This is a genomic window from Bacteroides sp. AR20 (genome assembly GCF_964250605.1).
Classification (GTDB): domain Bacteria; phylum Bacteroidota; class Bacteroidia; order Bacteroidales; family Bacteroidaceae; genus Bacteroides; species Bacteroides uniformis.
In genome coordinates, this window is the sequence record NZ_CAXUGK010000005.1 from 114964 (window position 1) to 128655 (window position 13692).

The following is a 13692-nucleotide window of genomic DNA, read 5'->3' on the forward strand; positions in this document are numbered from 1 at the left end:
TGTTTTGGGGAACTCCCCCGTGTTAAATGAGTTAAGTCTAGGTATAACAGGTTATGAGTGAAATTACGTTGTTTTATTTATAAAATGCGTGGATTTCCGGAATACTGCATATACTTCGGATTTTTTTTATTTCAAAAAAGAAAATAGACTCGATTATTAATAAAAACAAACTTTGACAATCATGAAGAAAGTTATTTGCAGCCAGAAGGCACCGGGCGCCATAGGTCCTTATAGCCAGGCTATCGAAGCCAGTGGAATGGTATTTGTATCAGGTCAGTTGCCTATTGATGCAGCTACCGGAGTGATGGCTGAAGGTACGGAAGCGCAAGCCCGCCAGTCCTTGGAGAATATAAAGCATATCCTGGAAGAGGCAGGTCTGAGCATGGCGAATATTGTGAAGACAACCGTTTTTCTGGCAGACATGTCCTTGTTCGCTGATATGAACAAGGTATATGCCACCTATTTTGACGGTGCTTTCCCGGCACGTTCGGCTGTGGCAGTGAAGGCGCTGCCCAAAGATGCCTTAGTAGAGATTGAGTGCATCGCGGTTCGCTAACAAGTCGGCCACAATGAAACTGCTGCCTCCCACGAAGATGAAATCTTCCGGGAGGCTTTTTTCTTGTGCGGCCCGCACGGCGGCAGGTACATCAGGATAGCAATGTCCTTCCAGACCTGCTGCTTCGGCAAGCTCCTGTAGTTCGCTTTCGGGCAATGCTCGCTTCACGCTGGCTTTGGTGAAGTAGTAGGTCGCTTCCCGGGGCAGCAGGGCCAGTACCCCCCGTATATCCTTGTCATTCACCATGCCTATGATGATGTGTAGCTGGCGGTAAGCCTGCTGTTTCAGTTGTTCTGTAATGTAGGTGATGCCTCCCACATTGTGGCCGGTGTCACAAATCAGGGTGGGCGAGTCCTGCAGTTTTTGCCAGCGTCCCATCAAGCCCGTCAGTTCCACCACACGGGCAAAGCCACTGCGCACTGCTTGTCCGTCCAGCCGGTAGCCGGCTTCTTTCAGTAGCGGGAGGGCGGTGAGGATGGTCCGGGCATTTTTCTGCTGGTAGAGTCCTTTCAGTTCGTATTCTATTCCGGGATAGTCTTCACGGTCATTCTCCTCGGCAAAGTAGATGGGAGCACCCGTTGTCTGTGCTTTTTCCAGAAATACCGGTTTCGTTTCGGGAGTGGTCTCACCGATTACAACGGGGATGCCGCTTTTAATGATTCCTGCCTTCTCTCCTGCGATTTTTGCCAAGGTGTCCCCCAGGAATTGGGTATGGTCAAAACTGATGTTGGTGATGATGCATACATCCGGACGGATGATATTGGTACAGTCCAGGCGTCCGCCTAGTCCCACCTCGATTACGGCTACATCCACCTTTTCATCGGCAAAGTAGCGGAAGGCCATGGCGGTGGTCAGCTCAAAGAAAGAGGGATGGAGGGGTTCGAAGAAGCCACGTTCCTGCTCTACAAAACGGATGACGTATTCCTCGGGTATAGGCTGTCCGTTAATCCGGATGCGCTCCCGGAAATCCACCAGATGGGGCGAGGTATAGAGCCCGACCCTGTATCCTGCCTCTTGCAGTATGGCGGCAAGCGTATGCGAGCAGGAACCCTTTCCATTGGTACCAGCCACATGAATGCTGCGGAAACTGCGGTGGGGATGTTCGAAGTGTGCGTCCAGGGTCAGAGTGTTTTCCAACCCTTCCTTGTATGCTGAGCCGCCCACTTGCTGAAACATGGGCACACTGTTATATAAGTAAGTTAAAGTGTCCTGATAATCCATCTTTTATAATATTTAACGGAGAAGCAATCCTTTCTCCCTATTAATTTGTTATCTTTAAAAGCGACAAAGATAATGCAGACCGAACGCAATCAAGCTTGCTTGAAATTGCTTGCAGTGTAGCTTATCTTAAGCTTATGCAAAGGTATTAACAATTTAAATCTAACGTGTATGGGAGCTAAGAAAAATTTTGTGATTGATACGAATGTGATTCTTCACGATTATAACTGTTTGAAGAATTTTCAAGAGAATGACATTTATCTTCCCATCGTAGTCCTTGAAGAACTGGACAAATTCAAGAAAGGTAATGAGCAGATTAATTTCAATGCGCGTGAGTTCGTCCGTGAGCTTGATTTGATTACCGATGATAATCTGTTCACCAAAGGGGCGCCATTGGGAGAGGGCTTAGGCCGTCTGTTTGTGGTGGCAGGCATGGTGGACTCTCCCCGAGTACGTGATTCCTTTCCCGAACGCATCCCCGACCATCAGATTCTGTCGGTAGTGGACTGGCTTTCCACCAAAAAGCCTAAAATGAAAACCATCCTTGTCACGAAAGACGTGAATCTGCGCATGAAGGCGCGTTCCATCGGTCTGCTGTGCGAAGACTACATCAATGATAAGGTAATCAATGTGGATATATTCGAAAAGTCGAATGAAGTGTTCGAGGGTATTGACCCTGCGCTGATAGATCGCATTTATTCTTCCAAAGAAGGACTGGACATCAACGAGTTCGATTTTAAGGACATCATTCGTCCCAACGAATGTTTTGTGCTGAAGAGTGACCGCAGCAGTGTGCTTGCGCGTTATAATCCCTTTGCCCATTCGATTTGCCGGGTCCACAAGACAAAGAATTATGGCATTGAACCGCGCAATGCCGAGCAGAGCTTTGCTTTTGAGGTGCTGAACGACCCGAACATCAAGCTGGTTGCCCTGACCGGCAAGGCGGGAACCGGCAAGACCCTGCTGGCATTGGCCGCCGCATTGGGAAAACTTACCGACTACAAGCAGATTCTCCTGGCACGTCCCATCGTGGCCCTATCCAATAAAGACCTTGGATTCCTTCCCGGTGATGCCAATGAGAAAGTAGCTCCTTACATGCAGCCTTTGTTCGATAATTTGAATGTAATCAAGCATCAGTTCGCTGCCAATTCCTCTGAAGTGAAACGCTTGGAGGATATGCAAAAAAGTGAACAATTGGTCATCGAGGCATTAGCCTTTATCCGCGGGCGCAGTTTGAGCGAGACCTACTGTATTATTGATGAAGCCCAAAACCTGACTCCGCATGAGATTAAGACCATCATCACCCGTGCCGGTGAAGGCACAAAAATGGTGTTTACCGGTGATATTCAGCAGATAGACCAACCCTATCTGGACAGTCAGTCCAATGGGCTTGTTTATATGATAGACCGCATGAGGGACCAGAATTTGTTTGCCCATGTCAATCTGGTGAAAGGGGAGCGTAGCCAGTTGAGCGAGTTGGCAAGTAATCTGATGTAGCGGATACCGCATTTTCTGGGGTAAAATTATTTCCATCCCGCTTTCCAACTGTTAAAACGAGGGAGGCGGGATAGTTTCTTTATAGACGATAAATAATTATTATAACATTTTTTTATCGATTTCTTGCCCGTTTTGACTAAAATAGTGTATCTTTGCCTCGCCTAAAACAAAACTGTCAAGCAAAATGAAGCGAAATTTTTTTCATCGGTATCTTTCCGCGAAAGTGCTTCCGATATGGACTATTCTATTAATTGACGTATTTATCATCGTCATATCCAGTCTGTTGGCCTATGCTCTCCGATATGATTTCAGAAGCATTTTTTTGGAATCCTCTACCATTGACAAGACCATTTTATGGACGGTTGTTGTCAACCTGATTTTCTTCCGTGTTTTCCGTACGTATTCCAATGTGTTGCGCTTTTCCTCCTTTGTGGATATCATGCGAATTTTTGTGTCATTGACTGTGTCGTATGCACTGCTGATGATAACGAGTGTCCTGACGGAAAGCTATTTGGAGTTTAACCTGGCTCCGGTCAGCGTGCTGTTCATGTCCTATATCATCAGCTTTGCCATGATGGCATGCTCCCGTGTGGTTGTCAAGACTTTCTTTGAGGCGCTGAACTTTGACGGCACCCATAGTGCCAATGTGTTCATTTACGGTGCCAAGGAAGCCGGGGTCAACATTGCCAAGGCATTGCGTGTCAATCTGCGCAACCACTACCGTCTGCGTGGATTCATTGCGGACGAACCTGAGCTTATCAATAAGGTGATGATGGGGGTCAAGGTGTTCCCCAACGATGATACGCTGATTGATGTGCTGAACGACCGCGATGTGCAGACTATTATCATTTCTCCCGCCAAGATGGAGGAACTGAAGAAGTCCGACATGGCTGATCGCCTGCTGGTGCATAACATCAAACTGATGACCGCGCCTCCCTTGAGCGAGTGGAACGGCCAGGCATTGAGCCGCACGCAGTTGAAGGAAATTCAGATTGAGGACCTGCTTCAGCGCAATCCTATCGAGATAGATATCCATAAGGTTGCCCCTCATCTGGAGGGCAAGCGTGTGATGATTACGGGCGCCGCCGGCTCCATCGGCAGCGAAATCATGCGCCAGGTGGCTTCGTTCAATCCCTATAAGCTTATTTTAGTGGACCAGGCCGAGACTCCTCTGCACGACATCCGTCTGGAACTTCAGGACCGTTGGCGCGACATCGATGCTGAGACCATCATAGCCGACATCTCCAATGCCACGCGCATGGAGGATATCTTCAGGGAGTTCAAGCCCCAGTATATTTTCCATGCGGCCGCCTACAAGCATGTGCCGATGATGGAGGACAACGTTTCCGAGTCCATCCAGGTGAACGTATTCGGTACGCGCACCGTTGCCGATCTAGCCGTGAAATACGGTGCCGAGAAGTTTGTGATGATTTCTACGGACAAGGCTGTTAACCCTACAAACGTGATGGGCTGTTCCAAGCGTATCTGCGAGATTTATGTGCAGTCTCTTGCGAAGAAGTTGCAAAAGGAGGGAGGCCATGCCACTCAGTTCATCACTACGCGTTTCGGCAATGTGCTGGGTTCCAACGGTTCTGTCATTCCCCGTTTCCGCGACCAGATTCAGCGTGGCGGTCCGGTGACAGTGACCCATCCTGAGATAATCCGTTACTTCATGACCATTCCCGAAGCTTGCCGCCTTGTTCTTGAGGCCGGCAGTATGGGCAACGGCGGTGAAATCTACATCTTCGACATGGGTAAGCCGGTGAAGATTGTGGACCTTGCCAAGCGTATGATCAGCCTTTCCGGACGTACGGATGTGAAGATTGAATTTACCGGTCTCCGTCATGGCGAGAAGCTCTACGAGGAACTCTTGAATGTGAAGGAGCTTACAAAGCCCACCTATCATGAGAAGATTATGATTGCCACGGTGCGTGAGTATGACTATGACGAGGTGAAGGAGCGTATCCAGAAGCTGATTGATGTAAGTTACACCTATGACCAGATGAAAATTGTTGCTGCCATGAAGGATATTGTTCCGGAATTCGTGAGCAAGAATTCCTGCTTTGAGGCGCTGGATAAGAAGAAATAAAAAGATAGCGGTATAGTATAAAATGAAAGGGTGATAACGTCATTGTAGTGTTATCACCCTTTCAATTTTATTGTCTTCTTGTCAGCCTTTTGTCTCATTCATGTGAAGAGAAGTATTTCAGGAACTGTGTACGTTCGAAGGTATTGACTCCCTTCAGGTCGTTTACGTTCAGAATACCTTTGAACTGGCTGATGGTTTCCATACCTTTGCGGTCCATCCACAAGTTGAGGAAGCGGATGTATTCTTCAATGATGGTAGCTGAATTCTGATAAAGTACACTGCATATCTCTACGGCCGAAGCACCTGCCAATATTGCCTTGACAATGCCTTCGGGCGAGTGAATACCACCGGAAGCGGCATAGTCCAGCTTGTTTACGGCTGCCGAAGCGATGCCTATCCAGCGCAGGGCTTTGGACAAATCGGATTCATTGCTGAATACGTTACCGGATACTTGTATCATTTTCTCAATGTTGATGTCCGGCTGGTAGAAGCGGTTGAACAGCACTACTGCGGCGGCACCGTTGGCATACAGCTGGTCTATCAGAGCTATCGGATTGGTCAGGTTGTCACCCAGCTTCATGATGACGGGTATCTTGACCGTCTTCTTGATGTGGCTTAGGATGTCGATGTGGCGCTGCTCGAAGGTTCCATACGTATACTGTACATCCGTCTGCAGTGCAAGGATATTGATTTCCAGTGCGTCTGCGCCGGCTTCTTCTATTTTGGCGGCAAATTCCACCCAGTCGGCATTCTGATAGCAGTTGATGCTGGCTATGATGGGGATGTTGCAAACCTTTTTGCTTTCCTTAATCAAGTTCAGATATTCGCCTAACTTATGTTCACGGATATATCCTACAAGATAGTCACTGCCTTCGGGATACATATTCGGGTCTCCCATCCAGTCAGCCTCCATCATGATTTGCTCTTCAAAGAGTGATTTTAGCACAATGGCACCTGCACCGGCCTCAGATAGTTTCTGGTTCTTGGCGGCACTGTCTGTCAGTCCGGAGCTACTGACAATAATGGGGTTTTTGAGTTTCAGCCCTGCAAAAGTAGTTTCTAATGTTGCCATGATAATGATTTTTTATGGTTAATAGTTTCTTTCTCCAAAAATCTTGCTTCCTACACGTATCAAGGTGCTCCCGGCTGCAATGGCTTCGTGGTAATCGTGAGACATTCCCATGGACAGTTCCCGGAATGACTCTGCATCGGCAAACCACTTGGCTTTCACTTCATTGAAGAAGCTACTTAAAGAACAAAACTCTGTTTTGATTTGTTCGTCATTGTCCGTATTTGTGGCCATGCCCATCAATCCGCATATCCGGATATGCTTGAGCTCTCTCCATTCACCGGCTGCCAGCATTTCCCGGCATTCGTCAAAGCTGAATCCAAACTTGGTCTCTTCCCGGGCAATGTGCAGCTGTAGCAGGCAGTTGACGGTTTTTCCGGCTTTGGCAGCCTGCTTGTCCACCTCGGCCAACAGCTTGTAGGAGTCTATGCCATGAATCAGCGCTACGTAAGGAACGATATATTTTATTTTGTTTGTTTGCAGATGCCCGATGAAATGCCATTCTATGTCTTTGGGCAGACTTTCGTATTTGGCGGTCATTTCCTGCACCTTACTTTCTCCGAACACACGCTGGCCGGCACGATACGCTTCTTCTATCGCCTCGTTGGGGTGAAATTTGGAAACAGCCACCAGCCGTACCTTTTCAGGCAGTTCGCTCAGTACTTGTTTTAAATTCTCTGCAATCATCGTTTTTTTGAGTTATGAGTTATGAGTTATAAGTTATGGGTCACAATAATAATTCATAACTTATAACTCATCACTTAAATTAAACTTCCGGTTTGTCGTCGGGCTCTGCACTGTACGGATATACATCCATAATGGCGGTTTCCGCTACAGATGCTATCTGATAATCGGCCATTGTGCCTTTCATGCCCTCATCCAGTTTCTTCACTGCATCACGCAGGTCGGCAGCCTGCACCAATACCTGGGTAGAGGTTTTCTTTTCCGCACCGCTTTTCTCGTCCAGTGTGATGAAAACCAGTTTACATTTAAACCAGCGGTCGGCAGCTTCCTCTTCGCTGGGGAACAATTCGCTATAGTTGGCACGTTTGATGTCCGATACGGTGAACTCTCCCGAAATGAACGGCGTCATCTCTTCGATGATGCGTGCTTCCGCTTCCGTAAAACTGAGGGCATCTACCAGGTACGGTTCGGTCACCTTCTTGTTCATTCCATTTTCCATTGTTTTCTCGTAACGGATCTTACATTCAAACCATGTATGCATTGCCATAATTTTCTGTTTTTAATTATTGATTTATTGTTAGTTAAGCTGCTTTATGCGTGCCTATGCCCGCCGAAAGCAGTGCAAAGATAGCCAAAAACTAAATGGATATAAAAAGTTGCCTTGCATTTTACGTGAAAATTTTATTGGAGAACCGGGACGGTACGTATGGGCATAAAAAAAGGAGTACCGCTGTACTCCAACCTTTGTTAACCTTAAATCTAATACTATGAAAAACACATTGCAAAGGTACGGACTTTTTCGACATTTGCAAGAGTAACGGGGTATAAAGTGTGTATTTGTAACACTTATTATATATTATGTCTTTGTACTACATCTTTTTTAAAACTTGAGGCGTGTTGCTGAAACATAAATTTGCATCTGCTTTGCTTCCACACTTCCACCCAACTCCTGTATCTCCCTATTCATCGGCATTTGCCCTGCGGTGGGAGCAACCTGAAAAGGTGGAAGCAAAATTTGCTTCCACCTGCCAAAAACGTCTGAGTTTTGCCGTAACTTATTATTCTCTAATATAATACCGCGCGTGGGTTACATAAATCGGTCGGTGTAGTTTTCCTGCATTTTCGAGATTGCCCGACTATGAATAATGGAGTCGTCTAATGTCTTTTAAGTTGCTGTACAATACGTTTGCGCCTTGTGCGCAATAGGCGCGGGCTACGTACTTCATCTGTAAAAGCCCTGGAGTTAGTGACGCCTAACGGCCATGAACAACCCTGCTAACGGCCATGAAGCAATCGTTTGACGGCCATAAGCAGAGCTGTTCATGGCCGTTAGGCGTTATTAATTCCCTATGCAACAGTGGACAAACAAAGGGTGAAAAGCAAAGGAATGCTTGTGTTTTAAATAGAAATTCACGGGCTTGCACTCTCTCTCCATAGATTATGGAAGTGGGCTTTTATTTCACTTGCGTTTTGTGCGATAAATTCCCATTTATCAGCAGGCATCTTTGCGAAACTTCAATAATGCATTTATGAGGGTAAGATATTGGAATGTAGAATGATATATTGGAAATGATGAGGTGTTTTTTAAACGTTCGTTTAATGAACGCAAAGATAAGCTGTATTTTTTGAACTAACAAAATGTTTAATAAAAATATTCCCAAAGTGATTTCTGTTTCATATTAATCTATTGAATTGCAGTAGTGTACGTCTAACATCTAACATATTAAAGTTCTGTTCCTTTTTAACTTTTATGCCTCTACTTATTTTCTTAAAAATAGACGTTCATTAAACGAACGTTTATTGGACACTTTTATGAGTCTAATATCTTCTTTAATAGCTTATTATCATTGCAAAAGTGTACAATACGGTTTGGGTGGGAAAATGTCTCGTTCAAACCGCGAAGCGCACCCGGAATTGAGCTAATTTATTCGAAAGAAAATTCCTAAGTGGCTGAACAACAGAAATATTGGTTTGCGGCTCGCACCCGTGACAAGCAGGAATTTACAGTCCGGAAATCTTTGGACCGACTTAAATCGGAAGAGCATTTGGAGCTTGACTATTATCTTCCCACGCGTTTTGTCATTTCTCAATTGAAGTATCGTCGTAAGCGTAGCGAAGTTCCAGTAATCCGCAATCTGGTATTTGTTCATTCCACCAAGCAGACAGCCTGCGATATTTCCAACATCTATAATGTCCCCCTTTTTTATATGAAGGACCTTTCCACGCATTCCATGCTAGTGGTACCGGATAAGCAAATGGAGGACTTTATGTTCGTAATGGATTTGAATCCTGACGGTGTCAGCCTTGATAGCGAAATTCTGACTGTTGGGCATAAAGTAAAAGTTATCAAAGGCGAACTCAGCGGTATTGAAGGTGAGGTTGCCATCGAAGCCAATAAAACATACGTTGTTATCCGCATTAAAGACCTTTTGACTGCAAGTGTCAAAGTCCCCAAATCCTATCTGAAAATAATCGGGTGACTTCTAAATAAGTATAATCTTATATTTTAATCATATATCATAATAATGAATGATTTAACTTCCCGTGCTCTTGAGCTTCAGCATGCAACTCATGAGCTGATGTATCTTGGTATGGACGGTGAGCCGGTCTATTCCGACACTTTTTGCCGGTTGAATAAGGAAGTGCTTGTTAAGTCCGATTCTCTTTTTTCTGCTCAGAGTTCCGATGTTGAAGAGGAGGCGAATTTGTGTCTGGCTCTTTTGATGGGGTATAATGCTACCATTTATGATGATGGGGATAAGGAGCAAAAGAAACAAATGGTATTGAATCGGATTTGTCTTGTTTTGGAGCAGTTGCCTGCTTCTTTACTTAAAGTCCGACTACTGACTTATACATATGGGGAGGTTTATGAAGAGGTTTTGTTTCAAGAAGCCTATGCGATTATTGAAGGTTGGAACAAAGATAATTTGAGTTCGGAACAAACTGAAATCATCGAAGAATTGAAGAATATCGAAGAGAATCCATATCCGTTTGAGGAAGTGGAATAGGATTTGGGTGTAATAAGAAAATCATAAAAAATAGATAACTTTTATTGATATGAAAGCATGTTTTATGGGGTTGGGTTATATTGGCCTGCCCACTGCAATTATTGCCGCTAAACACGGAATTCAGATTATCGGGGTCGATATTAATCCCAAAGTTGTAGAAATGACTAATCAAGGTAAGTTGCATATCATTGAACCGGGTATGCAGGAGCTTCTTCAAGAAGTCGTTACTACCGGTCAGTTGAAGGCTTCTATTACTCCAGAAGTGAGTGATGCCTATTTTATGGTTGTACCTACTCCTTTTAAGGGGAATCATGAACCCGATATCTCTTATGTGGAGGCTGCTACACGTGCTGTGATACCTTTGTTGAAAGAAGGCGATTTGTATGTCATAGAATCTACATCACCAGTTGGCACTACCGATAAGATGGCTGAGTTGATTTTTGATTTACGTCCTGAATTAAAAGATAAAATTTATATAGCCTATTGTCCTGAACGTGTCCTTCCCGGTAATGTAATTTATGAACTGGTTCATAATGATCGTGTCATTGGCGGTATGAATGAAGCTTCTACAGATAAAGCTATCGAATTTTATAGCCGGTTTGTGCAGGGAATGCTTCATCGCACCAACTGCAAAACGGCAGAAATGTGTAAATTGACAGAAAATTCCTCCCGTGATGTACAGATAGCTTTTGCTAATGAGCTTTCTTTGATTTGTGATAAAGCAGGAATCAATGTTTGGGAATTGATAAAATTGGCGAACAAGCATCCTCGTGTTAATATCCTTCAACCTGGTTGTGGTGTTGGAGGACACTGTATCGCGGTTGACCCTTATTTCATTACGGCAGAATTTCCCATGGAATCTAAGATTATATCTACCGCCCGTGAAATCAACAACTATAAAGCATTCTGGTGTACAGAGAAGGTGCAGAATGCCATGTTGAAGTTTGAGTTGGAACATCATCGTAAGCCCACTATCGCCATGATGGGGCTGGCTTTTAAACCCGATATTGATGATTTGCGTGAAGCTCCTGCCAAGTATATTACTACTAAAGTGATGCAAAGCTGTAATAATGCAGATATTTTAGTAGTGGAACCTAATGTGCAGGAACACAACGTATTTAAACTTACAGATTATAAAGAAGCCTATGAGAAGGCTGATATCGTCGTTTTTCTGGTTGCTCATTCTGTATTTAAATCCCTGCCATATAATGATCGGAAAGTAATTTTTGACTTTTGCGGAATTTACAAGAAATAATAAATACCTTATAGCATGAAGAAGATTATGTTGGTTTTCGGGACTCGTCCCGAAGCCATAAAGATGGCTCCTCTGGTGAAAGAATTTCAGAAATATCCGGAGGAGTTCAAGACAATCGTATGTGTTACCGGTCAGCATCGCGAAATGCTTGATCAAGTGTTACATATATTTGATATTACTCCTGACTATGATTTGAATATTATGAAACAAGGGCAGGATTTATATGATGTGACAGCCCGTGTTTTGACGGGGATGCGGGATGTCTTGAAAGAGGCACAGCCGGATGTTGTTTTGGTTCATGGTGATACAACCACCTCTACGGCTTCGGCATTGGCTGCTTTTTATCAGCAGATTCCGGTGGGGCATGTAGAGGCGGGACTTCGTACTCATAATATTTATAGTCCTTGGCCAGAGGAGATGAATCGGCTGATAACAGGACGCATTGCTACTTATCATTTTTCTCCCACACCGTTAAGCCGACAGAATCTGTTGGATGAAGGGGTAAAGGAATCTTCTATTATTGTGACCGGAAATACGGTAATAGATGCACTCTACATGGTTGTGGATAAGATAAAGAGCGATAAAAAACTTGATGAAGAATTGGAAGGTGTTTTGAGAACTTCCGGTTATGACATTAACCGTTTGCAGGATGGAAAGAGATTAGTTTTGATAACAGGTCATCGTCGTGAAAATTTCGGTGACGGATTCATGTCTATGTGTAAGGCTATTCAGGCTCTTACAAAACAATATCCGGATGTCGACTTTGTCTATCCGATGCATTTGAATCCTAATGTTCGCAAACCCATTCATGAAGTATTTGGTGAGGATTTGTCTAATTTGGGGAATATGTTCTTCATAGAGCCTTTAGAGTATCTTTCTTTTGTTTATCTGATGGAGAAGTCTGCTATTGTATTGACTGATAGTGGTGGTATTCAGGAGGAAGCTCCGGGACTGGGTAAACCAGTACTTGTGATGCGTGATACGACAGAACGTCCAGAAGCTTTGGAAGCTGGAACTGTGAAATTGGTAGGAACAGATTGTGACAAGATTGTAAATGAGGTTTCTGCATTGTTGGACGATCGAGTTTATTATAACCAGATGAGTAAAGCTGTGAATCCTTATGGGGATGGATTGGCTTGTGAAAGAATAATAGCATTTATCTAAATTTTTTACAAAATGATACCTTTTAATATCCCATATTGTACAGGTAAGGAATTACACAATATAAAATTGGCAATAGAGTCAAAAAAAATATGTGGTAATGGATATTATACACATTTATGTCAACAATTTTTTGAAAATAAGTTTGGATTTAAAAAATGTTTATTGACATCGTCTTGCACAGATGCATTAGAAATGTGTGCAATATTAGCTAATATTAAAGAAGGAGATGAAGTTATTGTTCCTTCTTATACTTTTGTATCATCGGCTTTAGCTTTTGTTAGGCAGGGAGCTAAAATAGTATATGCTGATAGTGAATCAGATAATCCCAATATTGATACATCTACTATAGAAAAATTGATAACAAAGAAAACAAAAGTTATAGTACCTGTACATTATGCAGGAGTTTCTTGTGATATGGATGCTATTATGGGAATAGCTTGTAAATATAATTTATTGGTGGTTGAAGATGCAGCTCAGGGTATTGATTCATATTTTACATCACCCAAAACTGGCTTAAAAACTAGTTTGGGAGGAATAGCTCATATGGCAGCTTTTTCTTTTCATGAAACAAAGAATATACAATGTGGTGAGGGAGGATTGTTAATTATTAATGATGAAAGGCTTGTCCGCCGTTCTGAAATAATATGGGAAAAAGGAACTAATCGAGCCGAATTTTACAGAGGGGAAGTAAATAAGTATGGATGGGTGGATTTAGGTTCATCTTTTTTACCATCTGAATATACTGCTGCTTTTTTATATTCCCAATTGTGTGAATTAGAAAAAATCCAGAGAAGAAGAATTGATATATGGAATCAATATTATGAGGGTTTGCGCAATGTGTATCAGTTAAAGCTACCTGTTGTACCACAATATGCAACTAATAATGCACATATGTTTTATGTGATCTGTCCTTCTTTTGAGATAAGAAGTCAACTAATAGAGTTTTTAAAAGAAAACAATGTTCAGGCGGTATTTCATTATTTAAGTCTTCATAAGAGTGAGTTTAATAAGAAACATGCAAAAGAAATTCCTGATCTTCCAATGGCAGATAAGTATACAGATTGTTTGTTGAGACTGCCTCTGTACTATTCTTTAACAGATAATGATATTGTTAAAATAATAACTCTTATACATGATTTTTTTTCTTAATTT

At 43.3% G+C, this 13692-nt stretch carries 12 protein-coding genes; 8 read left to right on the forward strand and 4 right to left on the reverse strand.

Annotation, left to right across the window (positions count from 1 at the left end):
- Positions 1-181: 181 nt before the first annotated feature.
- Complete coding sequence (locus ACESTD_RS04800) at positions 182-556, forward strand: RidA family protein (RefSeq protein ID WP_022402038.1); 375 nt, start codon at positions 182-184, stop codon at positions 554-556.
- Here the strand turns inward: ACESTD_RS04800 and ACESTD_RS04805 are convergent.
- The gene (locus tag ACESTD_RS04805) at positions 524-1777 is read right to left on the reverse strand and encodes a folylpolyglutamate synthase/dihydrofolate synthase family protein (protein WP_035448828.1); all 1254 of its coding nucleotides are present in this window, start codon (positions 1775-1777) and stop codon (positions 524-526) included. The genes ACESTD_RS04800 and ACESTD_RS04805 overlap by 33 nt on opposite strands.
- 168 nt (positions 1778-1945) lie before the next feature.
- On the opposite strand from ACESTD_RS04805, the gene ACESTD_RS04810 reads away from it, so the two are divergent.
- Together ACESTD_RS04810 and ACESTD_RS04815 are read left to right on the forward strand one after the other, a co-directional pair.
- A complete protein-coding gene (locus ACESTD_RS04810) occupies positions 1946-3271 on the forward strand; it encodes a PhoH family protein (protein ID WP_005831374.1) in 1326 nt (441 codons plus the stop codon).
- A 184-nt stretch (positions 3272-3455) separates the two neighbouring features.
- The gene (locus tag ACESTD_RS04815) at positions 3456-5360 is read left to right on the forward strand and encodes a polysaccharide biosynthesis protein (RefSeq protein WP_373158699.1); all 1905 of its coding nucleotides are present in this window, start codon (positions 3456-3458) and stop codon (positions 5358-5360) included.
- 94 nt (positions 5361-5454) lie between these two features.
- Here ACESTD_RS04815 and ACESTD_RS04820 read toward each other — a convergent pair whose 3' ends face one another.
- The 3 genes from ACESTD_RS04820 to ACESTD_RS04830 form a co-directional block, all read right to left on the reverse strand.
- Complete coding sequence (locus ACESTD_RS04820; RefSeq protein WP_195288904.1) at positions 5455-6432, reverse strand: dihydroorotate dehydrogenase-like protein; 978 nt, start codon at positions 6430-6432, stop codon at positions 5455-5457.
- A gap of 18 nt (positions 6433-6450) precedes the next feature.
- Positions 6451-7116: a YggS family pyridoxal phosphate-dependent enzyme gene (locus ACESTD_RS04825; protein WP_087333023.1), complete on the reverse strand. Its 666-nt coding sequence runs from the start codon at positions 7114-7116 to the stop codon at positions 6451-6453.
- Between the two features lie 79 nt (positions 7117-7195).
- A complete protein-coding gene (locus ACESTD_RS04830) occupies positions 7196-7660 on the reverse strand; it encodes a DUF4494 domain-containing protein (RefSeq protein WP_005831367.1) in 465 nt (154 codons plus the stop codon).
- A 1399-nt stretch (positions 7661-9059) separates the two neighbouring features.
- On the opposite strand from ACESTD_RS04830, the gene ACESTD_RS04835 reads away from it, so the two are divergent.
- The 5 genes from ACESTD_RS04835 to rffA are packed head-to-tail and all read left to right on the forward strand — an operon-like array spanning position 9060 to position 13689.
- On the forward strand, positions 9060-9593 hold the full coding sequence (locus ACESTD_RS04835) for a UpxY family transcription antiterminator (RefSeq protein WP_117713875.1): 534 nt from the start codon (positions 9060-9062) through the stop codon (positions 9591-9593).
- 45 nt (positions 9594-9638) lie between these two features.
- Positions 9639-10121 (forward strand): UpxZ family transcription anti-terminator antagonist, encoded by a 483-nt coding sequence (locus tag ACESTD_RS04840; RefSeq protein WP_373158700.1) that lies wholly within the window; start codon positions 9639-9641, stop codon positions 10119-10121.
- Between the two features lie 49 nt (positions 10122-10170).
- On the forward strand, positions 10171-11376 hold the full coding sequence (gene wecC / locus ACESTD_RS04845) for a UDP-N-acetyl-D-mannosamine dehydrogenase (RefSeq protein WP_008664852.1): 1206 nt from the start codon (positions 10171-10173) through the stop codon (positions 11374-11376).
- Between the two features lie 15 nt (positions 11377-11391).
- On the forward strand, positions 11392-12540 hold the full coding sequence (gene wecB, locus ACESTD_RS04850) for a non-hydrolyzing UDP-N-acetylglucosamine 2-epimerase (protein ID WP_035448816.1): 1149 nt from the start codon (positions 11392-11394) through the stop codon (positions 12538-12540).
- Between the two features lie 12 nt (positions 12541-12552).
- Positions 12553-13689: a dTDP-4-amino-4,6-dideoxygalactose transaminase gene (rffA, locus tag ACESTD_RS04855; RefSeq protein ID WP_373158701.1), complete on the forward strand. Its 1137-nt coding sequence runs from the start codon at positions 12553-12555 to the stop codon at positions 13687-13689.
- Positions 13690-13692: the final 3 nt, after the last annotated feature.